The following is a 25,301-nucleotide window of genomic DNA, read 5'->3' as shown; positions in this document are numbered from 1 at the left end:
AACCTTGCGATTGCACATCCGTGTGGGTGCCCACCAACGCGAAAGGGCGGACCCGGTCGGGTCCGCCCTTCGTCTCTCTGCGGTAGCGGTGGGATTTGAACCCACGGAGGAGTTGCCCCCTCACTCGCTTTCGAGGCGAGCTCCTTCGGCCGCTCGGACACGCTACCGCCACGCAGCTTAGCCCACCCGCCGCCGTGATCAGAAATCGTTACGGGCCCGGCCGCCGGCCCCCGCGGAAGAAGGCGGTGAGGAGGGCGGTGGACTCCGGGGCCAGGACGTCGGGGATGACCTCGGGGCGGTGGTTCAGGCGGCGGTCGCGCAGGACGTCCCACAGGGAGCCCGCCGCGCCGGTCTTCGGGTCGCGGGCGGCGTAGACGACGCGGTCGACGCGGGCGAGGACCGCGGCGCCGGCGCACATCGTGCAGGGTTCCAGCGTCACGACCAGGGTGCAGCCCGTCAGCCGCCAGCCGCCGAGCGCCGCCGCCGCGGCGCGGAGGGCGAGGACCTCGGCGTGGGCGGTGGGGTCGCCCGCCGCCTCGCGTTCGTTGCCGGCGCGGGCCAGGATCCGGCCCCGGGGCGGGGCTTCGATCAGGGCCTCGTACGAGCCGGGGGACGCGTCCGTACGCGCCGGGGCCACCACCACCGCGCCGACCGGGACGTCGCCCGCCTCCAGCGCGCGTGCCGCCTCCGCCAGCGCCAGCCGCATCGGCGGCTCCCACAGCTTTTCGTACGGGCCGCGCTCCCCGGCGGGCTCCTCTCCGCTGCCGTGCTCCGTCAGCGGACCGTCTCCAGCACGTCGGCCGCGCCGAGCATCTCCGCGATCTCGTTGACCGCGTCGCCGTTCAGCGCCAGCAGCTGCTTCTCCGAGACGCCGAGGTCGTCCAGCAGCTCCGTGTCGCCCACCGGGCCCGCCGGCGTACCGGCCGGGGCTTCGGGGCCGGCGTCCGCGTCCGTGTCCGGGCCGGTGTCGGCGTCCGGCTCGCCGTCCTCGGTGCCGTCCAGATCCGTCAGGCTGTCGAGCGTGCTGTCGTCCTCGGGCTCGCGGCCGAGCAACTCGGGGGTGAGCAGGAGCTCCCCGTACGCGCTGCGGGCGGCCGCGGCGGCGTTCGAGACGAAGACACGCGGGTCGTCCTCGCCGTCTATGCGGACGACCCCGTACCAGATGTCCTCCTGTTCGAGCAGTACCAGCACGGTCTCGTCGTCGTCGGCCGTCGCCCCGCGGGCGAAGTCGGCCAGGTCGTCCAGCGTCTCCACGTCGTCGAGCTCTGTATCGCTCGCTTCCCACCCGTCTTCGGTGCGCGCGAGCAGTGCGGCGAAGTACACCGTGACTCTCCCACTGGTCCTAGGTGTGCCGGGCCGGGCGGTCGAGCCGTGCCTGCGCTCTCCCCCCGACCTGGGGCGGGGGACCCGCCCTCACCGGAATCGTGACAGAAACCCGCGCGGTCTGCGGGGTCTTCCGCTGTGCGTCGTGAATTGGGCCGCCCCGAGGCCCCCGTTCCGCCGTCCGTGCGCCGTCTACCAGCGGAACATCCGCATACGGTGCACGTGCCGCCGGCGCGCGGCCCGGGCGCGCCGCGGCTGGACGCGCGCGAGCAGCTCCTCGGCTTCGTGCAGGTCGCGGAGGAACGCGGCGCGGCGCCGGCGGCGGGCTTCCGGGGTCTCGGGCAGAGGTTCGCCGCTGCGCAGGTCACGATCCGGCATCAGGCACCTCCCGCGTCCGGGCGAGCCGGGGGACATATCCACCTTGCACCCGGTTGGCGGTTGTGTGCGAACCCGGCCCGTTCCTCCACGCGTACCCCCTGGCCCACACGGGTATCCGGCGGCGGCCGGGTCTCGGATAGATTCGGAAGCATGCGGATTCACGTGGTCGACCACCCCCTGGTGGCACACAAGCTCACCACGCTGCGCGACGAGCGCACGGACTCCCCCACCTTCCGTCGGCTCGCCGACGAACTGGTGACGCTCCTCGCCTACGAGGCGACCCGCGACGTCCGCACCGAACAGGTCGACGTCCGCACCCCCGTCGCCCAGACCACCGGCGTGCACCTCGCCCGCCCCAAGCCCCTCATCGTGCCGATCCTGCGCGCCGGGCTCGGCATGCTCGACGGCATGATGCGGGTGCTGCCGACCGCGGAGGCGGGGTTCCTGGGCCTCATCCGCGACGAGGAGACCCTGCAGCCCAGCACGTACGCGAACCGGCTGCCGGAGGACCTCTCCGGGCGGCAGGTGTATGTCCTGGACCCGATGCTGGCCACCGGCGGCACGCTGGTCGCGGCGATCCGCGAGCTGATCCGGCGCGGGGCGGACGACGTGACGGCGATCTGCCTGCTGGCGGCGCCGGAGGGCACGGAAGCGGTGGAGCACGAGCTGGCGGGAGCGCCGGTGACGGTGGTCACGGCGGCGATGGACGAGCGGCTGAACGAGGCCGGGTACATCGTGCCGGGGCTGGGCGACGCGGGGGACCGGATGTACGGGACCGCCTAGCGGCGGGCACCGCGGGGCGCGGGGACGCCTGGCGGCGGGCGCCGGGGCACGTAGCGGCGGGCGGTGGGTCCGTCCGGCGGTCCGGCGGCGAGTGGCCGGGGCGTGCGGTCGCGGGCCCGCCTGGCGGCGGGCGCCGGGGCGCGTCGCGGCGGACGGTGGGTCCGTCCGGCGGTCCGGCGGCGAGTGCCGGGGCGCGCGGCGCGGGGACGCCCGGCGGCGGGCGGCCGGGGCGCGCGGGCGCGGGCGGTCGGGCATGGCGGTCGCGGGAGACGGTCGTCGGCCGGGGCGCGCGGGCGCGGGCGGTCGGGCATGGCGGTCGCGGCAGACGGTCGTCGGCCGGGGCGCGCGGGCGCGGGCGGACGGGCGTGGCGGGCGCGGGCGGACGGGCGTCGGCCGGGGCGTCGCGGGGCCGGCGGTCGCGGGCGAGACCGCCGCCGGCCGGGCGGTCTCGGGTCCGGCGGTACCGGTACCGGGGCGCCCGGGCGGCGGGCGGCACCGGCGCGACCCCGTGCCGGATCGGGCCGCACCGGCCCGGCACCGGCTCGGCACCAGTACCGGGCGGACGCCGTACCCGCGTGTGAACGCCCGCGGCGCGTGCGCCACCGGCGCCCACGCCCTTGCCCTTGCCCTTGCCCTCAGCCGCAGGCTGCCCTCAGCGGCAGGCGCCCGGCTTCGGCGACGGCGTCGCCAGCGCCTTCAGCGCCGCCTTCGCCTCCGCCGGCTTCGTCAGCCCGCGGAAGCCGTCCCCGATGATCAGGTCCACCACCGCGCCCTTCCGCTCCACCGCCTTCGGCTTCGCCTCCGCCAGCTGCGCGCCCAGCACCTTCAGCTCGCCGTTCACCGTCGCCGGGGCGCCGAGCAGCACGCCGGCGCCGGGCACCTTCTTGTCGTACTGCGCCGGGGCGTTCGCCACCTTGCCGATCTTGAAGCCGCGCTTCTCCAGCTCGTCGGCGGTCTTCTGGGCCAGGCCGGTCCTGGTGGTGGCGTTCAGTACGTTGACCTCGACGCGCGCGGGCGCCGGCAGCTCCAGCGGCTTCCCGGCCCTCTCCGGCCGCCCGGGCTCCCCCGGCTTCCGGCCCTCGCCCGACTTCGCGCCCGTGTCCCGCGCGCCGCAGTCCTCCGACTTGCCGGCCCGTACCGTCTTCTCCTCCTCGCCGCCCGTGAAGACGTCGACGAGTTGCACCGTGCCCCAGCCGGCCACCGCCACCGCGAGCACGGCACCGAGCAGGGGCAGCACCTTCCGGCGCCGGCGGTTCCGCCGCATTCGCGGGTACTTCGTGCCCTTGATGCGGTACGGCCCGCCCATCTCGGGAGGCGTCAGCATGCTCATGGCGGCAGCGTAGTAGCCGGAAGGGGCCGTGCCTACTAAATGATCTACGGGATGGCCCCGGGTCCCCTCTAAAGGGGCAACGGACTGGTCAGTCCAGCTCAAGGACCCGCGCGTGCAGCACCTGGCGCTGTTGCAGCGCCGCCCGCACCGCGCGGTGCAGCCCGTCCTCCAGATAGAGGTCGCCGCGCCACTTCACGACGTGCGCGAAGAGGTCTCCGTAGAAGGTCGAGTCCTCCGCGAGGAGGGTCTCCAGATCCAGCTGCTGCTTCGTCGTCACCAACTGGTCGAGGCGTACCGGGCGTGGCGCGACGTCAGCCCACTGGCGGGTGGACTCCCGGCCGTGGTGGGGGTACGGCCTCCCGTTTCCGATGCGCTTGAAGATCACACGGAAAGCCTACCGGGGATGCGCCTCCGGGCGCAGCAGTGATGCACAGGAGCGGCAAGTCAGCGGCAAGCGCGGGGCAAGACGGGGGCAAGCCGAGCGGCGCACAGGATCACGGGACGGGACGCGGAGGAGCCCGGGCCGCCTGCCCGCCCGGGCTCCCCCGCGTCCGCTGCACGCGCCGCGTCCGCCGCGTACGTCACATCCGCCGCGTGCGCCGCGTACGTCCTACCGCGCCGTCACACGCTCACCGCGCCACGTGGTCGTCGTGCGCGCCCCCGCCGCTGCCCTCGGCGCCCTCGGTCGGCGTGAACGCCACCGGCTCGCGCAGCGAGCTGACGTCGTGCGCGTACGTCCCGACCGCGTTCGCGATGACGTCGATGTTCGCGTCGAACGCCGGCATGCTGATGTTGTCCAGGTCGTCGCACGCCGCGTGGTAGCACGGGTCGTACGCCACGCCCGCCGTGCCGCCGAACTTCACGGCCTGCGCCTCCGTCTTGATCCCCTCCGCGCCCGTGAACGTACCCCCGGACGGGATGCCGACCTCGATGAACGGGCCGTAGTCCGACCGGCCGGTGAAGTCCGTGCCCTCGTGCGGCAGGCCCCTGCGGTCCATGAAGTCGGTCATCTGCCGCTCCAGCTGCGCCGAGCCCTCCGGGCCCGGGCCCTCGCCGACGCCGTCGGAGTCGTCGCCGTCGTAGACGAAGAGGCCGTAGTTCGGCGAGGCGACCATGTCGAAGTTCAGGTACAGCTCGATGTCGCGGAGCTGGCGCGGGGTCAGCCGGTTCACGTAGTCCGTGGAGCCGACGAGGCTCAGCTCCTCCGCCGACCAGAACGCGAAGCGCACCTGGTTGCGCGGCTTCTTCTCCGCCTTCGCCAGCTTCTTCGCGACCTCCAGCAGCGCCGCCGAGCCCGAGGCGTTGTCGTTGATGCCGGGGCCCTCGGGGACCGAGTCGAGGTGCGCGCCGAGCATGACGGTACGGTCCTCGGCGCCGCGCTTCGTCTCGGCGATGACGTTCCGCGTCGTGCGCGGCTCGACGAGCATCCGGATGTCGACGTGGACGGTGACCTCGCCCTGCGTCAGCAGCGTGGCCAGCGCCTCGCCCTCGGCCTTGGAGATGCCGCCGGTGGGCACCTTGACGGCCTCGGGGTCGCCGAGGGTGCCGCTGAGCGCGCCCTCGGTGTTGTTGTAGATGACGGTGGCGACGGCGCCCGCGTCCGCGGCGTTGGCCTGCTTGACCGAGAAGTTGCAGCCGCCGCGCTGCACGAGCGCGACCGTGCCGGTGTAGTCGCCGTCCGCGAAGTCGCCGGGCTCGCAGCCGGAGGTGTTGTCGGCGTCCACGGGCGCGGCGGCCAGCGGGGCGTCGAGGCCGCCCTCGGGGGTCGACTTCGAGAAGGTCATCGCGTGGATCTCGATGTCCCGCGCCTCCGGCGCGACCACCGCGAACTCGTCCTTCAGCGTCTCCGAGTAGGTGAAGTCGAAGTAGTCGTACGAGACGTCGTAGCCGGCCTTCCGCAGCTGGTTGTAGACGTACGCGGCGGACGCCTCGTAGCCCGGCGAACCGGCGGCGCGGTGGCCGCCGTTGCGGTCCGCGAGCCGCTGGAAGCGCTTGAGGTGCTTGTACGCGTCCGCGGCGTTCGACTTGCGCACCAGCTCACGGGCCAGCTTCGCGCCGTCCTTCGCCGGCGGCGCGGCGCCGGCGGGGGCGGAGCTGGCGAGGAGCAGCGGGAGTGCGAGGGCGGCCGCGCCCAGCGCAGCCGTCAGTCTTCGAGGGAACACAGGAGTCCTTCCGACGTCAAAGGTTGGGCGTACCTGTCCGGCGTGTGGGGTCTCCTGTCCGCAAGGCGGACGGGTGCGAGCAACCTAGCGACTCGAACGGCGTTGCGGAATGGGCCGGGAACAACCCGCGCGGGTTCAGGACTTCTTCTTCGCCCCGGCCGACTCGGCAGCCTTCCCCGCCTTCCCCGCCTTCCCCGCCGCGGGGCCCGCCTTCGCGGCCTTCGCCGCCGCCTTCGCCTCCTGCTTGTACGCCCGTACCTCGGCCAGCGACTCCGGCCCGGTGATGTCCGCGACCGACCGCCGGCTGCCCTCCTCGCCGTACGCGCCCGCCGCCGCGCGCCAGCCGGCCGGCGCGACACCGTACTGCTTGCCCAGCAGCGCGACGAAGATCTGCGCCTTCTGCTTCCCGTACCCGGGCAGCGCCTCCAGCCGGCGCAGCAACTCCCGCCCGCTGTCGACGTCGCGCCAGACGGCGGCGGCGTCGCCGTCGTACTCCTGCACGAGGTACGCGCAGAGCTGCTGGATCCGCTTGGCCATCGAGCCGGGGTAGCGGTGCACGGCCGGCTTCTCGGAGAGCAGCGCCGCGAACGCCTCGGGGTCCTGGGCGGCGATCGCGTGGGCGTCGAGGTCGTCGCCGCCCATGCGGTGAGCGATCGTGTACGGGCCGGAGAACGCCCACTCCATAGGCACCTGCTGGTCGAGGAGCATGCCGACCAGGGCGGCCAGCGGGCTGCGGCCGAGCAGCGCGTCGGCCTCCGGCTGCTGCGCAAGACGGACGGTGACGTTCATACGAGCATCATGACAGCCGGTCTCCCCACACCCGCCCGGCAACACGCGGACCCCCGCGGGGCGCGCCGCGAGGGGGGCTCAGGCGGCGGCGGGGTGGTGCCCGGCCCGGAGGTGCTTCGCGCGGTGGCGGATACGGATCGCGGTGGCGATCTCGATGACCCCGACCGCCAGCAGCCACGCGCCGCCGAGGTAGGTGAGGACCGCGATCGACTCCAGCGGCGAGACGATCAGCACGATGCCGGCCAGCGCCGAGATCACGCCGAGGGCGATCTGCCAGCCGCGCGCCGGCATGGCCTCGTCGGAGGCCGCGGCCACCGCCTGGGTGATGCCGCGGAACAGCCAGCCGATGCCGATCCACAGGGCGAGCAGCAGGATGGATTGCAGCGCGCTGCGGAAGCAGAGCAGGCCCAGCAGGATGCAGAGGGCGCCGCTGATGAAGGCCATGACGCGCAGTCCGGTGGCGGCGTGCGTACCGAACGCGGCGACCAGCTGCATCACGCCGCTCACCACGAGGTACACGCCGAAGAGGACGCCGACGACGAGGAGCGTCTCGCCGGGCCAGGCGAGGGCGAGGACGCCGAGGACGAGGGCGGCGATGCCGGCGAGCAGGACCGTCTGCCAGGCGCCGCGGGCGAGGAGGGCGAGAGGGCCTTCGGGGAGGGAGTCGCGTTCCCGGTCCCGGTCCCGGTCCCGGTCCGGGGGCGGGTGGGCGCCTTCCGTGTCGCCGCGGGGGTCGTCGCCTTCGACGACGGTCAGGCGGCGCTCGTACGGGGTGGATGCCGGGTCGGTGCTCATGCTCCAGGCTGTGAGCAGTGCGGGTCCGGCGGCCACCGGCGTGGGCCGAACGGGTGACTCCGGCGGGTGTGGCCAGGGGAAACATGCGTGAGGGCGGGGACCCGCGGTTGTCAGCGGGGCGGCCTACCCTGGGGCGGGAGTGCGGGGAAGGTGCGGGGGCGTTGTGCTGGGGACGTTGGGCTGGGGGTGGTGTCGGCTTCGGTGCCGGTTCCGGCAGTTGCGGGAGTTGTGACAGTTGCGGGAGGTGCGCCGGTTCCGCCGTTCCGCCGGTCGCCTTCCAGCGCCGGTCACGCTTCGGCGCCGGGTCCGCCGTTCCGCCGGTCGCGCTTCCAGCGCCGGTCGCGCCTCAGCCTCGCTCCAGTTCCTTCGCGAGCACCGGGACGTGGCTCCGCTCCACTTCCTTCGTGCTCGTCAGCAGCGTCAGCGGCCCCTTGTCGTACAGCTCGCGCAGATGCGCCAGCGCCTCCGCCCGCTCGCCCTCCGCCAGCTCCGCGCGGTAGCGCCTGGCGAAGTCGGGGTAGCGGTCGAGGTCGGCGTGGAGCCAGTGGCGGAGTTCGTCGGAGGGGGCGACGGCCTTCAGCCACTCGTCGAGGTGGGCCCGGTCCTTGGCCATGCCGCGGGGCCAGATCCGGTCGACGAGGACGCGGGTGCCGTCGTCGGGGTCGGGGGCGTCGTAGATCCGCCGTATCCGCGGGGGTGCGTGTTTTGTCGCCATACGTTCCACGGTAGCCGTGCGGCGGGCCCCCGCGCCCGCCGCACGGCTCCGCTCACTCCTCGTCGGCCCCGTGTCCTTCCGCTCCCGCCGCCCGGAGCAGGCCGCCGGCCGGCGGCATGGGGCCGCCCGTCTGCGAACCGGCCGTGAGCCGGGGGAGCAGCTGTGCCGTGAGGAGGGTCGAGAGCGCGGAGACGTCGCCGCTTCCGCCGCCGTCCGTGCGGATGACCGTCGGCTGCGGCGCGCTGCCCGCGAGCACCGCGCCGACCTCCAGCCGCCGCCGGGCCAGCTCGTATTGCAGCACGGCGCGGTTGTCGCGGTACGCCTGCGCCAGGCGGCGCTGCGCCTTCGCCTCGTTCTCGGCGGCGATGAGGCCGCTGCGCCCGCGGGTCTCGATCTCGAAGCGGACCTTCTGCGCCTCGGTCTCCTGCTGCTCCAGCAGCCGTGCGACCTCTTCGCGGGCCCGGTTCAGCGCGGCCTTGACCTCGACGAACCGGGCGTCGCGCGCCTTCTTCGCCCGCTCGATGTCCATCTGGAGGTTGTCGATGCGGCGCTTGCGCGTCAGGCCCCACTCCTGCTCGTACGCGGTCCGCTCCTTCGCCACCCGCTCGCGGGTGGCGAGGTGCTGCTGGTACTGCGCGGGCAGCTGCACGTCGGGGATGTTGGAGCCGGTGATGCGGACGCCGTAGCGGGCGAGCTGGCGGGTGAGGAGTTCCTGCATGTCGGCCACGTCCGAGCCGCGCAGGTCGTACGCGCGCTCCGTACGCACCCGGCGGGCCCGCTGGCGGATCGCGTCCTGCACGGCGCTGGAGAGCACCAGGTCGAAGTTGCCGGCGCCGATGGTGCGGACGAAGAGCACCGCGTCGGTGATCCGGAACTTCAGGAAGAACTCGATCGAGCGCAGCGGCACGTTCTCCTGCGTCGGGCAGGCCATCACCGGCGCCGAGTACGGGATCTCGGTGGCGGTGTCGACGACGAAGTCGACCCGCGACCAGGGGTGCCAGACGAAGTGCCGGCCCGGGCCCAGCGTGCGGGAGATGGCGCCGTAGCGGGTGAGGACGCCGTTCGTGCCCTGCTCGATCTTCACGATCGAGGAGCGCCACCACCACAGCACCCCGACGACGAGGAGGAGGACGCCGGTGACGTACGAGGCGGCGGCCAGCGCGTCGTAGGCGCCGGCGCTCCAGCCGTCCTCGCTGCCGCTCTGCAGCCCGGCCATCACGCCCGTCGCCAGCGCCAGCAGCGCCAGCCACAGCGGCACCATCCACCACAGGCGGCGGCGGTGGCGCGGGATGATGACGGGGATGAGGGTGCCGGCCTCGCCGCCGCGGAGCAGCTGGGGGATGTCGCCCCAGGCCGCGATGGCTTCGGAGATGACCGACCTGCGCTTCGTGGCCGCCGTGCTCATGCCCCCGCCTCCTCGTGCCCGTGGTTCGCGGGCCCGTAGCCCTCGTTTCCGTAGCCCTCGGGCCCGTAGCCCTCGGTTCCGTAGCCCTCGGTTCCGTAGCCCTCGGTTCCGTAGCCCTCGGTTCCGTAGCCTTCGTGTCCGTAGCTCTCATGCGCGGGGCCGAACCCCTGCTGTCCGCCGCCCCCGTTCGCGACCGGACCCGGGTCCGGCTCCGGCTCCGGGGCCGGGGCCGCGATCGCGGCCGGGGTCCCGCCGCCGGCCGGCGACGGCGCCCCCTCCGCGCCGCCGCCCGCCGGGGCGGGCGCGGGCACCGGCGCCGGCCGCTCGGCCTCGCGCAGTGCCCGGATCTCCGGCTCGCGCTCCGCGATCCGCGCCGCGACCTCGACCAGCCGCTCCCGTACGGCCGCCATCTCGGCCTCCGAGAACAGGTCCGCGCCGTGCTCGCCGATCAGCTCGCGGGCGAGCGCCAGGAAGTCGACGCCGGCGCCGCCGCCGTCCGCGCCGTCCACCGGGCCGCCGATGCGCAGCAGCTGCGGCAGGTGGTCGGCGACCTCCTCCAGGGTGTCGAGCACCTGCTGCTGGTAGCGGTACTCCAGGATCTCCGGCGCCTCCGCGGTCGTCACCGCGCGGATGTCGAGCGCCTGCGCCTCCAGCAGGGCGGCGTTCGCGCGCGCCTCCGACTCGGCCTGTACGTACCGCTGCCGCGCCAGCGCCTCGGCCCGGTTGGTCTCGCGCTCCACGGCGGTGTCCATCTGCGCCTGGTACTGGGCGATGTCCGCCTGGATCGCGGACAGCTCCTCCTCGCGGCTCGCCAGCTCCTTGCTGAGGTCGCCCTCGTCCTGCTCCTTGCGGAGCTGGAGCCCGTACTCGTGGGTGTACGCCTCCTTGGCCATCCGCACCATCTCCGGCGCCGCGAGGTCCATGCGGTACGGCTGGGAGGAGGGCTCGGCGTGGGTGATGTTGGCGTTGGTCAGCTCGACCGCGGGCCGGAACTGGTGGTTGAGCGCGTCCAGCAGCCGGGTGGTGTCCTCGCCGACCATGTCGTAGATGCCGGCGGCCTCCTGCTCGTAGATGAGGCTGCGGATCGTCTCGCTGACGGCGTTGTTCAGCTTCTCCTGGAAGCCGCGGACGGCGCCGAGGGTGTAGACGAACTCGACCGGGTCGCTGATCCGGAACTGGATGAACAGGTCGATGGACGCCTTCACCCCGCCCTTCGTCGGCGCCTCGCGCACGGGCGCGTTGAAGGGGTACTCGCGGGTGGTGTTGAGGATGTACGAGACCCGCTTCCACGGGTTCAGCAGGATGACCCGGCCGGGGCCGACGACCTGCTCCAGCTTGCCGAACTTGGTGATCAGGGCATGACACCCGTCGGGCACCATCACCATGCCCTGCCGCCACCACACGAACCCGACCGCGAAGATCGCCAGCACCCAGTAGTGCGCGCCGAACACCGGGTTCGTCACCACGTCGTCGCCGGCGGCGGCCACCGCGATGGTGCCGATCGCGCCGATGACGAGGAGCAGCGACACCGGCAGCATGCTGAGGAACGAGCGGCCGCGCGGCAGCACCATCGGGCAGATGGCGTGCACCTGCTCCAGCCCCTCGCGCTTCAGCTCGCTGCGGTTCAGCACCTCCCCGGCCTCGTCGAGCGGCACGGACTGCTGGGTCATGACGGTGTCGAGGCTGCCGCCCTGGTCCCGGGCGGCGGGGAAGTCGGCCGGGTCCATCCCGTCCTCCCGCGCCACCGGCCGCCCGCGCCCGGCCTCTCCGCCCCCGGCCCCGGCCCCGGCCCCGGAGTTGTGCTCACCTTCGGTGAACACTCCGCGGCTGCGCAGCTCGTTCTGGGCCAGCTGCCGGGGGTCGGTCCCCTGCATGACGGCCTGTGCGGCGCCCCTGATGGTCTGCGCTCGCGATCGTGCCATGTCCCCCTCCTTCGGTCGTGCGATCACCCTCCGCAATCACAACTCTTTCGCGCGGTTGTGCACAATCACAGTTGCGGATCGTGACAACACGGGTACGTGGTCATTGCACGATCCCGGCAGCGAGGACCCCGGTCCCCGTAGGATGTTCCACACGCCGAAGCGTGCCCGGCGGGCAGGGAGGGGCGAGGTGACGACGAAGCAGGTGGTGTGCCCCCGCACGCCGGAGGACATCCGTCGTGCGCTGGAGCGTAAGCCGGAGTGGCTGCAAGGTTTCCAGCAGGAGTGGATGGCCGCGGCCACGGATTTCTCCGGCCAGGCGCTGGACGAGGTGCTGGACAGGTGGCATCCGTTCGCGGTGGCGTGCGCCACCCCGGGGCACATGGACGAGGTGGAGGACATGGCGCGCCGGATGAGCAGCGGCGACACCGAGGGCATCGTGTTCTACGACGACGCCGGCCGGGCCTGGACGGCGGACAACGAGCGGGTGCCCGAGAGGGACGACTCGCACTGATGGCGACGTACACGATCCGCTACGCGGACCGGGCGCGGTCGGTGAAACAGAGCCTCTCCGCGGAGCAGAGGACGTCGTTAGAGGCGCTGGAGAAGCGGCTCGCGGGCAACCCGTACGGACACGGCGCCCAGAGCAACCGGGACAACAGCTGGTCGGCGGCCTTCACCGGCGGCGTGATCACCTACATCGTGTCGAACAGACACCTGGTCATCAACGTGATCGCCGTCGTCGGCTACTGACTCGGCCCACGTCTTCCGGAGCCGCGGGGTCCAACGCTGACGAGCTTTCTTGATCCGCCGCAGAGCCGTGTTCCCGACCTCTCGCGCCGAGGCCGCGCTCCGTACCCGTGACGCCCCGGCCGCCGCCGACGGCGCACGCGCGGCCCTCGACACCGCGCTCGACACCGGAGCCGCCCGCTGCGTCGACCTCGTCACCACCTTCATCAGCCGCCTGGACGGGCGCACCGAACGCCCCCTCGTCGAGTTGCGCAAGTACGCCCGCGAACGCCTCGCCGCGTGACCTCACCCGCATCGCTGCCGCCGCCGAATTCGGGTGCGCGCGGGGGCGGGGGTGGTGTGCAATCGGGGGATGGCGATCACTATGCGTACGCCGGACGTCGGGGAACTCGACGACGCCGTACGGGTGCTGGGCACCTGGCAGCGCGACGACGGGCCCGTGCAGCTGCACCCCGGGGACCTCGGGTGGTTCTGGCGGTTCGGGGCGGAGCGTACGGCGGCCGCCGTGCGGATCTGGAGCCGGGGCGGGGAGGCGCTGGCCGTCGGGCTGCTGGACGGGGCGGAGCTGCTGCGGCTCGGGGTGGCGCCCTGGGCGCTGGGGGACGAGGAGCTGGCGCGGCGGATCGCCGCGGACGTGGCCGCGCCGGAGCGGGGGGTGCTGCCCGGGGGTGAGGTGTACGTCGCCGCGCCCGCCGGCGCGCTCGTGCCGGAGCTGCTGCTCGCGGGGGGCGGCTGGGCGCTGGACGAGCCGTGGACGCCGCTGCGCCGCGACCTCTCCGGGCCCGTACCGGATCCGGGGGTGCACGTCGAGGTGGCCGGGCCGGGGCAGGTGGCGGAGCGGGTCGCGGTCCAGCGGTCGGCGTTCGGCAGCGGGTCCACGTTCACCGAGGAGCGCTGGCGCACGATGGCCGCCGCCCCGGCCTACGCCGACGCCCGCTGCCTGCTCGCCCGCAACGGCCGGGGCGAGCCCGTCGCCACCGTGACCGTGTGGTCGGCGGGGGAGGGCCGGGCGGGCCTGATCGAGCCGATGGGCGTCCACGCCGACCACCGCGGGCACGGCTACGGCCGCGCGATCACCGTCGCCGCCGCCGGTACGCTCCGGGAGATGGGTGCCTCCAGCGTCATCGTGGACACGGCCGCCGCCAACTCCGCCGCCGTCGCCACGTACGAGTCCGCCGGGCTCCGGCGGCTGCCGGACATGGTGGATCTTCGCCGTACCGCCGCCGGCGCCACGTCCGCCGCTGCTGCTCGGGAGGGCGGCTGACGGTCAGCGGGTGAGGTCGGCCACCATGGTGTCGGCCCCGGGGTAGCTCTCGCCGACGACCCGGTAGCCCTCCGACAGGTACAGCTTCCGCGCGACGTTCTCCCGTTCGACGCTGAGGCTGATCCTCGTGATGCCCGCCGCCTCCGCGCGGGCGGCCAGGGCGCGCAGCAGCCCTCGTCCCACGCCTCTCCCGCGCCAGTCCCGGGCCACGCCGATCGTCAGCTCCGGGACGTCGGCGGCCACGAAGCCGTAGCCCGGGTGCGCCGCCGGGAAGCGGCGGAGCCAGGCCGCGCCGACGGGCTGCCCGCCGGCCTCGGCGACCACTCCCAGATCGGTCTCCCCCGGCCAGCCGGCGACGTACCGCGCCGTGCCCGGGGCGGACAGCACCCGCCTGCGGCTCTTCCGCTTCCACCGGGGCGACCAGTTCACGACTTCGGTGAGCATGTCGGCCAGGAAGTCGCCGTCCTCGGGCCCCGCCGCGCGCATCACCCAGGCGGCACCGGACCCGCCCGGGGCCGCTACCGTCCCGTCGGCCACGCCGTCACCTCCCGCAGCTCCGCCGCGTGCCCCCGCGGGTCGCGGCCGTCGTCCACCGCCGCCGGTACGCGGGCCCGGTTGCGCGCGTGCTGCTCGGGGTCGGCGGTACGCATCCCGCCGAATATACGTTGCGGCGCGGGGGAGCGACCGGCGTAGGGTCGCGCCCATGTCTGCAGTCCGGATGCACGCCGACGAGGCGGAGATAGACGCCGATCTGGTGCGGCGGCTGATCGCCGCCCAGTTCCCGCGCTGGGCCGGGCTGCCCGTCGAGCGGGTCCGCTCCGGCGGCGCCGTCAACGCCGTCTTCCGGCTCGGCGACGAGCTGAGCGTGCGCCTGCCGCTGACCGCCGCCGGCGCGCAGGACGTCGACCTGGAGTACGGGCAGCTGCCCCGGCTCGCCGCCGCGGTCCCCGTGCCCGTGCCCGAGCCGCTGGCCAAGGGCGAGCCCGGCGCGGGCTACCCGTACCCGTGGAGCGTGTGCCGCTGGCTGGACGGTACGACCCCGCCGCCCGACGCCGGCGTCGCCGCCCCCGGCCCGCTCGCCGGCGAACTCGCCGCCTTCGTCGCCGCCGTACGCGCCGTCGACCCGGCCGGCGCCCCGCCCTCGTACCGCAGCGAGACCCTGGCCGACCGCGACGCCGGCACCCGCGACGCCCTCGCCCGGCTCCGCCCCGAGGACGGCGTGGACGTGCCCGCCGCCACCGCCGCCTGGGAGACCGCCCTGCGCGCGCCCGCGCACACCGGGCCGCCGGTGTGGCTCCACGGCGACCTCTCCCCCGGCAACGTCCTGGTCATCGACCGCGGCCACCTCGGCGGCGTCCTCGACTTCGGCTGCATGGGCCTCGGCGAACCCGCCGTCGACCTGATCGCCGGCTGGAACCTGTTCACCGGCCCGGCGCGCGCGGCCTTCCGCGCCGCCCTGGCGGACTGCGGCGTCGACGACGCGGCGTGGGCGCGCGGGCGCGGCTGGGCGCTGTCGATCTCGCTGATCCAGCTCCCGTACTACCGGCACACCAACCCGTTCCTGGTCGCCAGCTCGAAGTTCGTCATCGACGAGGTGCTGGCGGAACGGTAGGGTCGGGGCATGATCCGGCGACATTGATTCACAAGCGGGACCCCGCGCGGGCGGCGGCTGGCCGCCTCCCTCTACGCGTACACCTTCCTGGACGACTTCGTCCTGCTCTACCCGGTGTACGCGCTGCTCTTCGCCGACCACGGCCTGTCGCTGTGGCAGGTCTCCTCGCTGTTCGTCCTCTGGTCGCTGACGTCGCTCCTGCTCGAAATCCCCTCGGGGGCCTGGGCCGACGCGTTCTCCCGCCGCCTGCTGCTGTGCGCCGGGCCGCTGCTGACGGGCGCGGGCTTCGCGCTGTGGGTGCTGGCGCCGTCGTACGGGGCGTTCGCGGCGGGGTTCGTGCTGTGGGGCGCGAAGGGCGCGTTCGCGTCCGGGGCGCTGGAGGCGCTGGTCTACGACGAGCTGGGCCGGGCGGGCGCGGCGGACCGCTACGCGCGCACGATGGGGCGGGCCCGGGCGGCGGGCACGGTCGGCGTGATGGCGTCCATGGCGGTGGCGGCGCCGGTGTTCGCGGCGGGCGGGTACGCGGCGGTGGGGGCGGCGAGCGTGGCGGCGTGCCTGCTGGGGGCGGGGGTGGCGACGCGGTTCCCGGAGAGCCGGGCGGCCACCGCCGACACGGTACGGGGCCGGGGGCCGACCGGCCGGGACGGCGACGGCGAAGTCGCCGACGTGGCCGCCGATGCCGGGCCCGCCTCCGGCGCCGACGACCCCGGTCACGGTCCCGGTTCCGGTCACTCCGGCGCCGACGACCCCGGCTCCGGTCCCGGCTCCGGTGACTCCGGCTCCGGCTCCGACGACGACCCCGACTCCCTCGGCTGGGCCGCGACCCTCCGCGCCGGCCTCGCCGAACTCCGCGCCGACCCCTCCGTCCGCGGCGCCCTCCTCCTCGTCCCCGCCGCCTCCGCCGTCTGGGGCGCCCTCGACGAGTACACCCCCTACCTCGTCCGCGAAACCGGCGCCCCCGACCCCGCCGTCCCCCTCTACCTGCTGCTCGTCTGGGCCGGCGCCGCCGCCGGCGGCCTGCTGGCCGGCCGGGTCGAGGAGCGGGGCGGGGCCGGGCGGGCGCCGGCGGGGGCGCTCGCCGCGCTGCTCGCCGCGGCGGCGGTCGCGCTGGCCGCGGGCGGGCTGCTGGGCACGGGGGCGGGGATCGCGCTGGTGGGCGTCGCCTTCGGCGGGTTCCAGGTGGCGACGGTGCTCGCGGACGCCCGGTTGCAGGAGCGGATCACCGGCCCGGGCCGGGCCACCCTGACCTCGCTCGCCGGGGTCGGTACGGACCTGGGGACGGTCGCCGTGTACGGCGCGTACGGGCTGCTCGGCTCGGCGGCCGGGCTCGGGCACGGGGCGGCGTTCGCGGTGTGCGCCGTCCCGTACCTGGCCGTCGCCGTCGCCGTGCCGTGGCTGCTGCGGGGCGGGCGGCGCGGGCGATAGGGGCGGCACCGGCGGCGCGGGGCGGGGGGCGCGGCGTAACGCGGCGCCGTCCCCGCCCCGGTTCCGTACAGCGGACTCGACTCCCTACCCGTCGTCCCCCGCCACCGGCGTGTGGCCCGGCACCGAGGTCAGGCCCACGTGCAGCACGTCCGGGTCCGCCGGGTTGACGGCCAGCGAGCCGATGCCGTGGTGGCCGGAGTGGCGGATCGTCAGCTTGCCGCTGTCCGCGTCGTGGCGGTACAGGTTGGTGCCCGACCACGGGTCGCCGTACTCGAAGTACGCGACGTCCGGGTCGTCCGGATCCGGGCGGATCCAGCCGCCGTTGTAGATCACCACGTCCCGCCCGTCCTGGAACTGGTCGACCACCGCCCGGAAGGTGCGCCCGCCGTCCGTGGAGCGGTAGAGGTGGCGGCCGTGCTCGCCGGCGTCCAGCTCGGTGAGGTTCAGCGCCTTCGCGTAGACGACGCGCGGGTCGGCGGGCGAGATCGCCACGGAGAAGCCGTTGACCCGGTCGCCCGGGGCGCCGAGCCGGGAACGCTGCCAGGTGCGACCGCCGTCGTCGCTGGTGAAGCCGCCGGCCGTGCTGACGCCGACGACGATGTGGTCGAGGTCCCGGGTGGAGACCTGCACGTCGTACAGCGAGGTGTACGGCCCGACCGACTCCAGCGGGACGGGGGTGCCGACGGCGCGGAAGCTGCGCCCGCCGTTCCAGGACTCCAGCACCCGGCCGTCCCCGGTGACGGCCCTGAGGTGGCGGGGGTTGCGCGGGTGGGCGCCGAGGCCGGAGAGCCCGCCCAGCTTCTCGGCGTCGAAGGCCGGCATCTCGACGACCCGGCTGCCGAAGACCCGGTAGACCCGGTCGCCGCGCAGCTCCCACACGTAGGCGCTGCCGTCGCGCGCCGGGGTGACGTACCAGTGGCCGTTCCCGAGGGAGGCGATGGTGCGCCAGCGGCAGCCGGAGTCGGTCGAGCGGGTGACCCGGCCGTTGATGTCGGTGGCCAGCAGCCGGTTCGGGGTGGCGAGCGTTTCCAGGCCCGTGACCAGCTGGTAGTAGGGCGGGCGTTCGGCGGTGGTGGTCGGGGCGAAGGTGGCGCCGCCGTCGCGGGTGTGGGAGAGCGAGCCGTCGCTGACGACCCGTTCGCAGCTCGGCGGCTGCCAGTGCCGGGGGTGGTGGCCGGTGGCGTGTGCGGGGGCGGCGGCCGTGAACAGGCCGGCGACGAGCGCCGCGCCGGCCGCCACGGCGGTGAGCACGCGGGGTACGCGGTGCGGACGGTGGCGAGGTCTCACCCGGATCTCCTCCTCGATGACGATGTCCTCACCAGGAAGTACCGTGATCGTCGGGATGTCCACGTCCTTCGGCTGGCGAACGGACGCCATGGCATCCATGCGCCGCTCGCTCTGCCCCCACCAGACGGGACATTTCCGATACGTGCCCGAGGGGGGCCGCTCCGTATGTTCGAACCGTTCGGCGTCCTCGCGTCCGACGAGGCCCTGTACCGCCTGCTGCTCCGGCACCCGCCCCTCGACGCCGCCCAGTTGGCCGCGGCGGCCGGCCGCCCGGTCGCCGGGATCGCCCCGGCGGTCGACCGGCTCACGGAGCTGGGCCTGCTGACGCTGCTGCCCGGCGCCCCGGTCCGGCTGGTCGCGACCCGGCCGGACGCCGCCGTCGACCAGCTCGCCGCGCGCTGGCAGGACCGGGTCGCCGGGGCCCGGACGGCGGCCGCCGCGCTGCTCGCGGAGCTGCCGGTCGACCGCCGGCACCGGCCCGAGGACCAGGTGGAGATCCTCTTCGGCCGCGGCTCGGTCGCGGCGCGCTTCGACCGGCTCCAGCGGTCGGTGGAGCGCGAGTTGCTGGTCCTGGACCGGCCGCCGTACGCGCAGGAGCCGGCCGAGCCGAACCGGGCGGAGCTGGAGATCCTGGCGCGCGGCGTGCGCGTGCGCGGGCTGTACGCGCCGGAGGCGCTGGCGGTGCCGGGCGCGTACGACGTCTTCGAGGCGGTCGTCGCGGCGGGCGAGGAGGCCCGGGTCCATACGGACGTGCCGCTCAAGCTGGCGGTGGCCGACGCGTCGACGGCGATCCTGCCGTTCAGCCGCGAGGCGCACGAGATGGTCGACAGCGCGTTCGTCATCCACGAGGGCGCGCTGCTGGAGGCGCTGGTACGGCTCTTCGAGCTGCTGTGGACGACGGCCGTGCCCGTGCCGGTGCCGCGTCGCGCCGCCGGGGCCGGAGAAACGTCCGAGGCCGAGGCCGACGGCGCCGCCGATGCCACCGCCGCCGCCGAGTCGGACGCCGAGGCCGAGGCCGAGCGGCAGCTCCTCACGCTCCTCGCCGCCGGGCTGAAGGACGAGGCCGTCGCGCGGCGCCTGGGGGTGAGTTCCCGTACCCTCAACCGCCGGGTCAGCGCCCTGATGCGGCGCCTCGGCGCCCGTACCCGCTTCCAGGCGGGCCTTCAGGCCGCCCGCGACGGCGCGTGGGAGGCGTGAGCGCCTCAGCCGCCGTCCGGCACCGGCGCTGACGTCGGCCCCGGCTGCGGCCCCGGCCGCGGCTCCGGCGGCTCCGGGAGCACCTGCGCCAGCACCTCCCGGTGCGTCGGCCTGGCGTCCTCGTACAGCCGGCGGCCCTTCTCCGTCAGGAGGACGAAGATGCCGCGCCGGTCCATGTCGCACATCGCCCGCTGGACGAGCCCGGCCCGCTCCAGCCGCGCCGTGAGCCGCGACGTCGCGCTCTGGCTCAGGTGCGCCGCGTCGGCCAGCTCGGCCGCGCGGCACTTCTCGTGGTCGCAGGTCGCCAGGCCCTCCAGGGCCTCGAACTCGCTGACGCCGATCCCGTGCCGGCTCTGCAGCTCGCGCTCCAGCGCCCCCCAGACCGCCGCGTGACAGGCCAGGAGGCGCTGCCAGCGGTCCACCAGGGCGCGCTCGGCGCCGACGTCGCTCACGCTCACGTAGGCCAAAGTAACATGCGCGTGAACCTAATGCGACTTCATTAAATGCGTTGGCATTAGATGCTCACGCATGTAGTGTCTTCGGTCATGAGCTCTTCCGCACCACATCTGTCCACGACCTCGACCAAGTGGGACGCCCGCCTCTGGGGCATCCTGCTGACCGTCTCCCTCGTGGTCGGCCTCGACGCCCTCGACGTGTCGATGGTGGGGGTCGCACTCCCCTCCATCCAGGCCGACCTCGGGCTCTCCACCAGCACCCTCCAGTGGGTCGTCAGCGGCTACGTCCTCACCTACGGCGGCCTGCTCCTCCTCGGCGGCCGCACCGCCGACCTCCTGGGCCGGCGGCGGGTGTTCCTCGTCGCCGTCGCGGTCTTCGCCGTCACCTCGCTGCTCGGCGGGCTGGTCGACGACGGCGGGCTGCTGATCGCGACCCGGCTGCTGAAGGGCGTCTCCGCCGCGTTCACCGCGCCCGCGGCGCTGTCCATCATCACCACGACCTTCGCCGAGGGCCCCGCCCGCAACAAGGCGCTCGGGATCTTCGCCGTCTTCGGCGCCAGCGGCTACAGCGCCGGGCTCGTCTTCTCCGGCCTGCTCACCGAGGCCGGCTGGCGCTGGACCTTCTTCCTGCCGTTCCCCGTCGCGGTCATCGCGCTGATCGCCGCCTTCCGCGTGCTGCCGAAGGAGGGGCCGCAGGAGCGCAACGGCGGCTACGACCTCCCCGGCGCGGTCACCGGCGTCGGCGCCATGCTGCTGCTCGTCTACACCGTCGTCGAGGCGCCGGAGGTGGGCTGGGGCGCGGCCCGTACGCTGCTCCAGTTCGCGGCCGCCGCGGTGCTGCTCGCCGCGTTCCTCACCATCGAGCGGCGCAGCAAGCACCCGCTGATCCGCCTCGGCATCCTGCGCTCCGGCCCGCTGGCCCGCGCCAACCTCGGCGCGGCCGTGTTCTTCGGCGGGTACCTCGGCTTCCAGTTCCTCGTCATGCAGTACCTCCAGGCGGTGCTCGGCTGGTCCGCGCTGGAGACGGCGATGGGCTTCCTGCCGGCGGCGCTGATCGTCGCGTTCGGCTCGCCGCGGATGGTCCCGCTGATCATGCGGTTCGGCACCGGGCGCACCATCGCGGGCGGGGTGCTGGCGCACCTGCTGGCGTACGTGCTCTTCCTCGCCATCGACCGCGACGCGCCGTACGTGGTCGGCACCCTGCCCAGCATGATCCTGCTGGGCATCGGCTTCACGCTGGCGTTCGCCTCGTTCAACATCCAGGCCACCGCGGGCATCCCGGACCACGAGCAGGGCCTCGCGGGCGGGCTGCTGAACACCTCGCTACAGGTGGGCGGGGCGATCGGGCTGGCCGTCGTGACGGCGGTGCTCACCGCGAACGCGGAGGGCGCCACCGGCTCCGGCGCGCTGCTGAACGGCTTCGACCCGGCGCTGTACGTGGTCGCGGCCATGGCGGTGATCGGCCTGGTCATCGCGCTGACGGGGATCCGCGGGCCGCGGGCGGCGGCTGTGGACGACGACGGGCAGAAGCCGCTGGAGGAGCGCGAGTTCGTCTACGCGGCCGACTGACCGCCGCGCACCCAAGCACGGGGAATCGGGGGTGAGCGGACCCGGGCCGGCCAGGCCCGGGTCCGCTGTCCGCTACTCCTCCCCGTCCGGGTCCACCCCCAGGCTGTGCAGAAACGCCGCCGCCGCCGGCGACGGCCGGGTGAGCGGCCACACCAGCCGCTCCTCGCGCGACGGGCCGCCCGCGATGGGCACCGTCGAAAGCCCCGCGAGCCGGGGCGCGAACGTGCTCGGGAGCAGCGCCACCCCCAGCCCCGCTCGGACCAGGTCCGCCAGGAAGTCCATCGACGACACCTCGAAGCCCACCGTCCGCCGCAGCCCCGCCGCCACGAACGCCTCCTCCGTCTGCGCCCGCGCCGCCGTGCCCGCCGCGAAGTCGACGAACGTCTCCTCCGCCAGCCGCGCCAGATCCGTCTCCGCCGCCCCCGCCAGCGGGTGCTCCGGCGGCACGACGGCGAGGTGGGGGTCCCGTACCAGCACCCGTTCGCGCACCTTGTCCGCCCGGAAGCCCGCCGGCACCCCGAGCAGTGCCAGGTCGTACGTGCCCTCCGCGACCGCCCGCACCAGGTGCTCGCTCGCCCCCGTCGCCAGGCTGATCCGCACCTGCGGGTACGTGTCGTGGAACGCCCGCAGCGCCCCCGGCAGGTCCACCGCCGCCACCGTCGGGATCGCCCCGATCGCCAGCCGCCCCCGCACCTCCCCCGTCGCCGCCGCGACCTCCGCCCGCGCCCGCTCCGCCGCGGCGAGCGCCGCGCGGGCGGCCGGCAGGAACGCCTCGCCGGCGCGCGTGGGGCGTACCTTCCGGCTCGTACGGTCGAACAGCCGGGCGCCCAGCTCCCGTTCCAGCTTGCCGATCTGGTGGCTCAGCGCCGACTGGACGACGTGGCAGCGCTCGGCGGCGCGGGTGAACCCGCCGGTGTCCGCGACGGCGACGACGTAGCGCATCTGCTGCAACTCCATGCGATCCATCGTCATACGAGATGGATCAGATGACAACTATGTGTTGGACTCATCAATGGTCCCGGCCCGACCCTGGATCCATGACAACGCAGCCCTCCACCCCCGGCCGCGGCCTGCTGCTGCTCATGGCGACCGCCACCGGCCTGTCCGTGGCCGGCAACTACTTCGCCCAGCCCCTCCTCGACCTCATCGGCCGCGACCTGCACGTCGGCAGCACCCTCGCCGCCCTCGTCGTCACCGCCGCCCAGACCGGCTACGCGCTGGGCCTCATCCTCCTCGTCCCCCTCGGCGACATCACCGACCGGCGGCGGCTGGCCGTGGGCCTCTTCGCCGCCACCGCCGCCTTCCTCGCCCTCACCGCCGCCGCCCCCAACGGCCCGGTGCTGCTCGCCGGCACGGTGCTCACCGCGCTGACGTCGGTCGGCGCGCAGGTCGTCGTGCCGTACGCGGCCGGGCTCGCGGCGCCGGCGGAGCGCGGGCGGGTCGTGGGCGTCGTGATGTCCGGCATCCTGCTCGGCGGGCTGCTGGCCCGTACGGCGTCGGGGGCGCTCTCCGAACTCGGCGGCTGGCGCACCGTCTACTGGGTCAACGCCCTGCTCATGGCCGGAATGGCGGCGCTGCTCCACCGCCACCTGCCGCGGCTGCCGGCCGCGTCCCCGGGCATGCCGTACGGGACGCTCCTCCGCTCCACCGTGGCGCTGCTGCGCGCGGAGCCGGTGCTGCGGCGGCGGTCGGCGCTCGCGGCGCTGTCGCTGGCCTCGTACAGCGTGCAGCTGACGGCGCTGACGTTCCTGCTGGCGCGGGCGCCCTACGGCTGGTCGGAGTCGGCGATCGGACTGTTCGGGCTGGTCGGGGCGGTGGGCGTGGCGACCATGACGTTCGCGGGGCGGCTCAACGACCGCGGGCACGTGCAGGCGGTGACCGGCGCGGGCGTGGTGCTGCTGACCGGCTCGTGGGTGGTGCTGGGCGTGGCGGGCGAGTCGCTGCCGTGGCTGGTCGCGGGCATCGTCGGCCTGAACGTGGCGCAGCAGGCGGTGCTCAACGCCAACCAGGCCGTCGTCTACGCGATCCGCCCCGACGCCCGGAACCGCGTCAACTCTGCGTTCATGACCAGCTTCTTCGCCGGCGGCGCGGTGGGGTCGGCGCTGACGTCGGTGGTGTGGGCGCGGGGCGGGTGGCCGGCGGTGTCGGCGCTGGGCGCGGTGCTGGCGGGCGGGACGGTGGTGCTGTGGGTGGCGGAGCGGGTGGCGGCGGCCCGGGAGGCGCGGAGGGCCCCGGACCCCGCGCGGGCGCCGGGGTCAGGGCCGGGGCCGGGGCCGGGGGCGGAGCCGGGCGGGGGGCCCGTACGGGACCTGGCCGGGGCCCGGGAGCCGGAGGGGACCCCGGCCGCGAGCGGGACCGGGCGCGGGACTGAAACCGGGACCGGGACCGGGACCGGGGACGGGCGCGGGCGCGCGGCCGGTCACGGAGCCGGGACCGGGCTCCGGGGCTGACGCCCCCTGGGCGGCGCTACGCCCCGCCCCCGCCGGACTGCATCGGCGCCAGCGCCGCCGCGATGTGGTCCTCCGCCGCCGCCCGGTCGACGCCGAGCCGGGACAGCACGCCGTCGCCGTTCTCCTGCTCCAGCAGCGCCAGCAGGATGTGTTCCGTACCGATGTAGTTGTGGCCCAGCCGCAGCGCCTCCCGGAAGGTCAGCTCCAGCGCCTTCTTCCCCTCGGCGTTGTACGGGATCAGCTCCGGGACCTCCCCCTCCGCCGGCCGCGGCAGCGCGGCGGCGGCCTCCTGCCGCACGGTGTCCAGCAGGATGTCCTGCGCCGCGATGGCCGCCGCGCCGATGCCGCCGGGGTCGGCGATCAGCCCGAGGACGAGGTGGGCGGGGGTGATCTCGGTGTTGCCCGCGGCCCGCGCCTCGTTCTGGGACGCCATCACGACGTTCTTCGCGCGGGCGGTGAAGCGGGCGAAGCCCTCGCTCGGATCGAGGGTCAGGCCCTCGTCGGAGCCCTTGGTCACGAACCGCTTCTGGGCGGCCTGCCGGGTGACGCCCATGCTCTTGCCGATGTCGGTCCAGGAGGCGCCGGAGCGCCGCGCCTGGTCGACGAAGTGGCCGATGAGGTGGTCCGCGACGTCGCCGAGGTGGTCGGCGGCGACGACGGCTCCGGTGAGCTGGTCGAGGACGTCGGTGTGGACCTTCTTGATGGCGTCGATGAGGTCGTCGAGGCGTACGGGATGCGTCGAGCGCGTCGGTTCCGTCATGCTGACAACCGTAGGTTGACACTTGCGGCGGCGTCAACCTTCGGTTGACACCGTACGGAAGTGCGTGGTCAGCCGGTGGTCCTCGTGCAGCACGTGGAACGCGACGCCCGGCGGCTGGTCGAGCCGCGCGTGGTCGTCCGCGTGCGTGTGGCGCTCCCAGGGCAGCCGGATGGTGTTGACGACCCCGGGGCCGACGAGCAGCGGGCGGCCCGCGAAGGTCGTGGCCGCCGCGGTGTGCGCGTGCCCGGCGAGGAAGGCGGTCAGCCGCGGCTGCCGCCCGGCCAGCTCCGCGAGCCGCCCCTCGCCGAACTGCCGGATCCCGTCCACGTACGGAACGTGCAGCGCCACCGGCGGATGGTGGAACGCCACCAGCACCGCGTCCCCCTCCGGCGCCCCCGCCACCTGCTCCTCCAGCCACGCCAGCGTCCCGTCCCCGAGCCACCCCTCCGGCTTGCCCGGCACCGACGAGTCACACGCCACCACCGTGAACCCGGCCCCCCGGTACACCTGGTCGACGGGCCCCTCGGACCCCGGCTCCGCCAACAGCCCGCGCCGGAACGCGGCCCGGTCGTCGTGGTTGCCGGGACAGACCAGCACGGGGTGCCGCGACGCGAGCAGCCCGCGGGCGGTCGCGTACTCCTCCGGTGTGCCGTGGTCGGCGATGTCGCCGGTGACGAGGACGAGGTCCAGGTCGTACGGCAGGTCCTCCAGATACGCGGTCACCGCCCGGGTGCGCTGGACACTGCGCTCGTCGTCGATGTGGATGTCACTGAGATGCGCGATCACGGCCATGCTGTCGTTCCCTCCCCGGGCCCGCCGCCGTCGGCGCCCCGCCGACGCCGACGCTACGTCCCGCCCCGCCCCCGGAGAACGGCCACCGGCGCGCAGGTGGCCCGGCGACCCAGGGCGCGATAGTATCGACAGCAATAGTAT

At 74.6% G+C, this 25,301-nt stretch carries 28 protein-coding genes and 1 tRNA gene; 10 read left to right on the top strand and 19 right to left on the bottom strand.

What is annotated here, in order from left to right; translation table 11 throughout:
• Positions 1 to 80: 80 nt before the first annotated feature.
• From ACHZ99_RS17345 to ACHZ99_RS17330, 4 genes are all read right to left on the bottom strand, one after another.
• Positions 81 to 167 (bottom strand) — tRNA-Ser (locus tag ACHZ99_RS17345).
• A gap of 41 nt (positions 168 to 208) precedes the next feature.
• Positions 209 to 706 carry a nucleoside deaminase gene (locus tag ACHZ99_RS17340; protein ID WP_420305500.1) on the bottom strand — a complete coding sequence of 166 codons (498 nt, stop codon included), beginning with the start codon at positions 704 to 706 and terminating at the stop codon, positions 209 to 211.
• Between the two features lie 68 nt (positions 707 to 774).
• Positions 775 to 1,323 carry a hypothetical protein gene (locus ACHZ99_RS17335; RefSeq protein WP_420305499.1) on the bottom strand — a complete coding sequence of 183 codons (549 nt, stop codon included), beginning with the start codon at positions 1,321 to 1,323 and terminating at the stop codon, positions 775 to 777.
• A gap of 192 nt (positions 1,324 to 1,515) precedes the next feature.
• Positions 1,516 to 1,701 (bottom strand): hypothetical protein, encoded by a 186-nt coding sequence (locus ACHZ99_RS17330; RefSeq protein WP_420305498.1) that lies wholly within the window; start codon positions 1,699 to 1,701, stop codon positions 1,516 to 1,518.
• Between the two features lie 150 nt (positions 1,702 to 1,851).
• On the opposite strand from ACHZ99_RS17330, the gene upp reads away from it, so the two are divergent.
• Positions 1,852 to 2,484, top strand: a complete 633-nt coding sequence (gene upp / locus ACHZ99_RS17325) for a uracil phosphoribosyltransferase (RefSeq protein WP_420305497.1) — start codon at positions 1,852 to 1,854, stop codon at positions 2,482 to 2,484.
• Positions 2,485 to 3,136: 652 nt separating this feature from the next.
• Here the strand turns inward: upp and ACHZ99_RS17320 are convergent.
• From ACHZ99_RS17320 to ACHZ99_RS17285, 8 genes are all read right to left on the bottom strand, one after another.
• Positions 3,137 to 3,808 (bottom strand): LytR C-terminal domain-containing protein, encoded by a 672-nt coding sequence (locus ACHZ99_RS17320; RefSeq protein ID WP_420305679.1) that lies wholly within the window; start codon positions 3,806 to 3,808, stop codon positions 3,137 to 3,139.
• Positions 3,809 to 3,902: 94 nt separating this feature from the next.
• Positions 3,903 to 4,199, bottom strand: coding sequence for a type II toxin-antitoxin system VapB family antitoxin (locus ACHZ99_RS17315; protein WP_018836497.1), 297 nt, complete (start codon positions 4,197 to 4,199; stop codon positions 3,903 to 3,905).
• A 244-nt stretch (positions 4,200 to 4,443) separates the two neighbouring features.
• The gene (locus tag ACHZ99_RS17310) at positions 4,444 to 5,976 is read right to left on the bottom strand and encodes a M28 family metallopeptidase (protein ID WP_420305496.1); all 1,533 of its coding nucleotides are present in this window, start codon (positions 5,974 to 5,976) and stop codon (positions 4,444 to 4,446) included.
• 135 nt (positions 5,977 to 6,111) lie between these two features.
• A complete protein-coding gene (locus ACHZ99_RS17305; protein WP_420305495.1) occupies positions 6,112 to 6,765 on the bottom strand; it encodes an HhH-GPD-type base excision DNA repair protein in 654 nt (217 codons plus the stop codon).
• A 78-nt stretch (positions 6,766 to 6,843) separates the two neighbouring features.
• Positions 6,844 to 7,560, bottom strand: a complete 717-nt coding sequence (locus tag ACHZ99_RS17300; protein ID WP_420305494.1) for an HdeD family acid-resistance protein — start codon at positions 7,558 to 7,560, stop codon at positions 6,844 to 6,846.
• 346 nt (positions 7,561 to 7,906) lie between these two features.
• Positions 7,907 to 8,275 carry a DUF488 domain-containing protein gene (locus tag ACHZ99_RS17295; RefSeq protein WP_420305493.1) on the bottom strand — a complete coding sequence of 123 codons (369 nt, stop codon included), beginning with the start codon at positions 8,273 to 8,275 and terminating at the stop codon, positions 7,907 to 7,909.
• Positions 8,276 to 8,327: 52 nt separating this feature from the next.
• Complete coding sequence (locus ACHZ99_RS17290) at positions 8,328 to 9,680, bottom strand: SPFH domain-containing protein (protein WP_420305492.1); 1,353 nt, start codon at positions 9,678 to 9,680, stop codon at positions 8,328 to 8,330.
• On the bottom strand, positions 9,677 to 11,602 hold the full coding sequence (locus tag ACHZ99_RS17285) for an SPFH domain-containing protein (RefSeq protein ID WP_420305491.1): 1,926 nt from the start codon (positions 11,600 to 11,602) through the stop codon (positions 9,677 to 9,679). The genes ACHZ99_RS17290 and ACHZ99_RS17285 overlap by 4 nt, the downstream gene beginning before the upstream one ends.
• A gap of 187 nt (positions 11,603 to 11,789) precedes the next feature.
• On the opposite strand from ACHZ99_RS17285, the gene ACHZ99_RS17280 reads away from it, so the two are divergent.
• The 4 genes from ACHZ99_RS17280 (at position 11,790) to ACHZ99_RS17265 (ending at position 13,613) form a co-directional block, all read left to right on the top strand.
• Positions 11,790 to 12,113, top strand: coding sequence for a DUF6247 family protein (locus tag ACHZ99_RS17280; protein ID WP_420305490.1), 324 nt, complete (start codon positions 11,790 to 11,792; stop codon positions 12,111 to 12,113).
• Entirely contained in the window at positions 12,113 to 12,352 is a 240-nt protein-coding gene (locus ACHZ99_RS17275; protein WP_420305489.1) for a hypothetical protein, read from the top strand. The genes ACHZ99_RS17280 and ACHZ99_RS17275 overlap by 1 nt, the downstream gene beginning before the upstream one ends.
• A 67-nt stretch (positions 12,353 to 12,419) precedes the next feature.
• Positions 12,420 to 12,632, top strand: coding sequence for a hypothetical protein (locus ACHZ99_RS17270; RefSeq protein WP_420305488.1), 213 nt, complete (start codon positions 12,420 to 12,422; stop codon positions 12,630 to 12,632).
• Positions 12,633 to 12,701: 69 nt separating this feature from the next.
• A complete protein-coding gene (locus tag ACHZ99_RS17265) occupies positions 12,702 to 13,613 on the top strand; it encodes a GNAT family N-acetyltransferase (RefSeq protein WP_420305487.1) in 912 nt (303 codons plus the stop codon).
• A 3-nt stretch (positions 13,614 to 13,616) separates the two neighbouring features.
• Here the strand turns inward: ACHZ99_RS17265 and ACHZ99_RS17260 are convergent, their stop codons facing one another.
• Together ACHZ99_RS17260 and ACHZ99_RS17255 are read right to left on the bottom strand one after the other, a co-directional pair.
• A complete protein-coding gene (locus tag ACHZ99_RS17260) occupies positions 13,617 to 14,150 on the bottom strand; it encodes a GNAT family N-acetyltransferase (RefSeq protein ID WP_420305486.1) in 534 nt (177 codons plus the stop codon).
• On the bottom strand, positions 14,132 to 14,263 hold the full coding sequence (locus ACHZ99_RS17255) for a hypothetical protein (protein WP_420305485.1): 132 nt from the start codon (positions 14,261 to 14,263) through the stop codon (positions 14,132 to 14,134). The genes ACHZ99_RS17260 and ACHZ99_RS17255 overlap by 19 nt, the downstream gene beginning before the upstream one ends.
• 68 nt (positions 14,264 to 14,331) lie before the next feature.
• Between ACHZ99_RS17255 and ACHZ99_RS17250 the strand changes: the two genes are divergently transcribed.
• Both ACHZ99_RS17250 and ACHZ99_RS17245 read left to right on the top strand, forming a co-directional pair.
• On the top strand, positions 14,332 to 15,225 hold the full coding sequence (locus ACHZ99_RS17250; RefSeq protein WP_420305678.1) for an aminoglycoside phosphotransferase family protein: 894 nt from the start codon (positions 14,332 to 14,334) through the stop codon (positions 15,223 to 15,225).
• Between the two features lie 57 nt (positions 15,226 to 15,282).
• Positions 15,283 to 16,650 (top strand): MFS transporter, encoded by a 1,368-nt coding sequence (locus ACHZ99_RS17245; protein WP_420305677.1) that lies wholly within the window; start codon positions 15,283 to 15,285, stop codon positions 16,648 to 16,650.
• A gap of 84 nt (positions 16,651 to 16,734) precedes the next feature.
• Here ACHZ99_RS17245 and ACHZ99_RS17240 read toward each other — a convergent pair whose 3' ends face one another.
• Positions 16,735 to 18,027 carry a hypothetical protein gene (locus ACHZ99_RS17240; RefSeq protein WP_420305484.1) on the bottom strand — a complete coding sequence of 431 codons (1,293 nt, stop codon included), beginning with the start codon at positions 18,025 to 18,027 and terminating at the stop codon, positions 16,735 to 16,737.
• A 75-nt stretch (positions 18,028 to 18,102) separates the two neighbouring features.
• On the opposite strand from ACHZ99_RS17240, the gene ACHZ99_RS17235 reads away from it, so the two are divergent.
• Positions 18,103 to 19,134 (top strand): LuxR C-terminal-related transcriptional regulator, encoded by a 1,032-nt coding sequence (locus ACHZ99_RS17235; RefSeq protein ID WP_420305483.1) that lies wholly within the window; start codon positions 18,103 to 18,105, stop codon positions 19,132 to 19,134.
• 5 nt (positions 19,135 to 19,139) lie between these two features.
• On the opposite strand, the gene ACHZ99_RS17230 is transcribed toward ACHZ99_RS17235, so the two are convergent.
• On the bottom strand, positions 19,140 to 19,586 hold the full coding sequence (locus ACHZ99_RS17230; RefSeq protein WP_420305676.1) for a MarR family winged helix-turn-helix transcriptional regulator: 447 nt from the start codon (positions 19,584 to 19,586) through the stop codon (positions 19,140 to 19,142).
• Between the two features lie 93 nt (positions 19,587 to 19,679).
• On the opposite strand from ACHZ99_RS17230, the gene ACHZ99_RS17225 reads away from it, so the two are divergent.
• Entirely contained in the window at positions 19,680 to 21,158 is a 1,479-nt protein-coding gene (locus tag ACHZ99_RS17225) for an MFS transporter (RefSeq protein WP_420305482.1), read from the top strand.
• 72 nt (positions 21,159 to 21,230) lie between these two features.
• On the opposite strand, the gene ACHZ99_RS17220 is transcribed toward ACHZ99_RS17225, so the two are convergent.
• Positions 21,231 to 22,115 (bottom strand): LysR family transcriptional regulator, encoded by an 885-nt coding sequence (locus ACHZ99_RS17220; RefSeq protein WP_420305675.1) that lies wholly within the window; start codon positions 22,113 to 22,115, stop codon positions 21,231 to 21,233.
• Positions 22,116 to 22,195: 80 nt separating this feature from the next.
• Here ACHZ99_RS17220 and ACHZ99_RS17215 point away from each other — a divergent pair, with 80 nt between their 5' ends.
• Positions 22,196 to 23,608 (top strand): MFS transporter, encoded by a 1,413-nt coding sequence (locus ACHZ99_RS17215; protein WP_420305481.1) that lies wholly within the window; start codon positions 22,196 to 22,198, stop codon positions 23,606 to 23,608.
• A gap of 16 nt (positions 23,609 to 23,624) precedes the next feature.
• Here ACHZ99_RS17215 and ACHZ99_RS17210 read toward each other — a convergent pair whose 3' ends face one another.
• Together ACHZ99_RS17210 and ACHZ99_RS17205 are read right to left on the bottom strand one after the other, a co-directional pair.
• The gene (locus tag ACHZ99_RS17210) at positions 23,625 to 24,368 is read right to left on the bottom strand and encodes a Clp protease N-terminal domain-containing protein (RefSeq protein WP_420305480.1); all 744 of its coding nucleotides are present in this window, start codon (positions 24,366 to 24,368) and stop codon (positions 23,625 to 23,627) included.
• Positions 24,369 to 24,401: 33 nt separating this feature from the next.
• Entirely contained in the window at positions 24,402 to 25,160 is a 759-nt protein-coding gene (locus ACHZ99_RS17205) for a metallophosphoesterase (protein WP_420305479.1), read from the bottom strand.
• Positions 25,161 to 25,301 lie beyond the last annotated feature (141 nt).

The sequence above is a fragment of the Streptomyces sp. MAR4 CNX-425 genome (assembly GCF_048656465.1).
Lineage (GTDB): Bacteria > Actinomycetota > Actinomycetes > Streptomycetales > Streptomycetaceae > Streptomyces.
Note: the sequence above shows the minus strand (reverse complement) of the source record. Positions and strands in the feature narration are given on the sequence as shown.

Bases quoted from the DNA above. Each gene is read 5' to 3' on its own strand.
- ACHZ99_RS17340 (WP_420305500.1), bottom strand. From the start codon at position 706: ATGCGGCTGGCGCTGGCGGAGGCGGCACGCGCGCTGGAGGCGGGCGAC.
- ACHZ99_RS17330 (WP_420305498.1), bottom strand. From the start codon at position 1,701: ATGCCGGATCGTGACCTGCGCAGCGGCGAACCTCTGCCCGAGACCCCG.
- upp (WP_420305497.1), top strand. From the start codon at position 1,852: ATGCGGATTCACGTGGTCGACCACCCCCTGGTGGCACACAAGCTCACC.
- ACHZ99_RS17320 (WP_420305679.1), bottom strand. From the start codon at position 3,808: ATGCTGACGCCTCCCGAGATGGGCGGGCCGTACCGCATCAAGGGCACG.
- ACHZ99_RS17305 (WP_420305495.1), bottom strand. From the start codon at position 6,765: ATGAACGTCACCGTCCGTCTTGCGCAGCAGCCGGAGGCCGACGCGCTG.
- ACHZ99_RS17300 (WP_420305494.1), bottom strand. From the start codon at position 7,560: ATGAGCACCGACCCGGCATCCACCCCGTACGAGCGCCGCCTGACCGTC.
- ACHZ99_RS17295 (WP_420305493.1), bottom strand. From the start codon at position 8,275: ATGGCGACAAAACACGCACCCCCGCGGATACGGCGGATCTACGACGCC.
- ACHZ99_RS17290 (WP_420305492.1), bottom strand. From the start codon at position 9,680: ATGAGCACGGCGGCCACGAAGCGCAGGTCGGTCATCTCCGAAGCCATC.
- ACHZ99_RS17285 (WP_420305491.1), bottom strand. From the start codon at position 11,602: ATGGCACGATCGCGAGCGCAGACCATCAGGGGCGCCGCACAGGCCGTC.
- ACHZ99_RS17275 (WP_420305489.1), top strand. From the start codon at position 12,113: ATGGCGACGTACACGATCCGCTACGCGGACCGGGCGCGGTCGGTGAAA.
- ACHZ99_RS17265 (WP_420305487.1), top strand. From the start codon at position 12,702: ATGGCGATCACTATGCGTACGCCGGACGTCGGGGAACTCGACGACGCC.
- ACHZ99_RS17255 (WP_420305485.1), bottom strand. From the start codon at position 14,263: ATGCGTACCGCCGACCCCGAGCAGCACGCGCGCAACCGGGCCCGCGTA.
- ACHZ99_RS17250 (WP_420305678.1), top strand. From the start codon at position 14,332: ATGCACGCCGACGAGGCGGAGATAGACGCCGATCTGGTGCGGCGGCTG.
- ACHZ99_RS17240 (WP_420305484.1), bottom strand. From the start codon at position 18,027: ATGGCGTCCGTTCGCCAGCCGAAGGACGTGGACATCCCGACGATCACG.
- ACHZ99_RS17235 (WP_420305483.1), top strand. From the start codon at position 18,103: ATGTTCGAACCGTTCGGCGTCCTCGCGTCCGACGAGGCCCTGTACCGC.
- ACHZ99_RS17225 (WP_420305482.1), top strand. From the start codon at position 19,680: ATGAGCTCTTCCGCACCACATCTGTCCACGACCTCGACCAAGTGGGAC.
- ACHZ99_RS17220 (WP_420305675.1), bottom strand. From the start codon at position 22,115: ATGGAGTTGCAGCAGATGCGCTACGTCGTCGCCGTCGCGGACACCGGC.
- ACHZ99_RS17215 (WP_420305481.1), top strand. From the start codon at position 22,196: ATGACAACGCAGCCCTCCACCCCCGGCCGCGGCCTGCTGCTGCTCATG.
- ACHZ99_RS17210 (WP_420305480.1), bottom strand. From the start codon at position 24,368: ATGACGGAACCGACGCGCTCGACGCATCCCGTACGCCTCGACGACCTC.
- ACHZ99_RS17205 (WP_420305479.1), bottom strand. From the start codon at position 25,160: ATGGCCGTGATCGCGCATCTCAGTGACATCCACATCGACGACGAGCGC.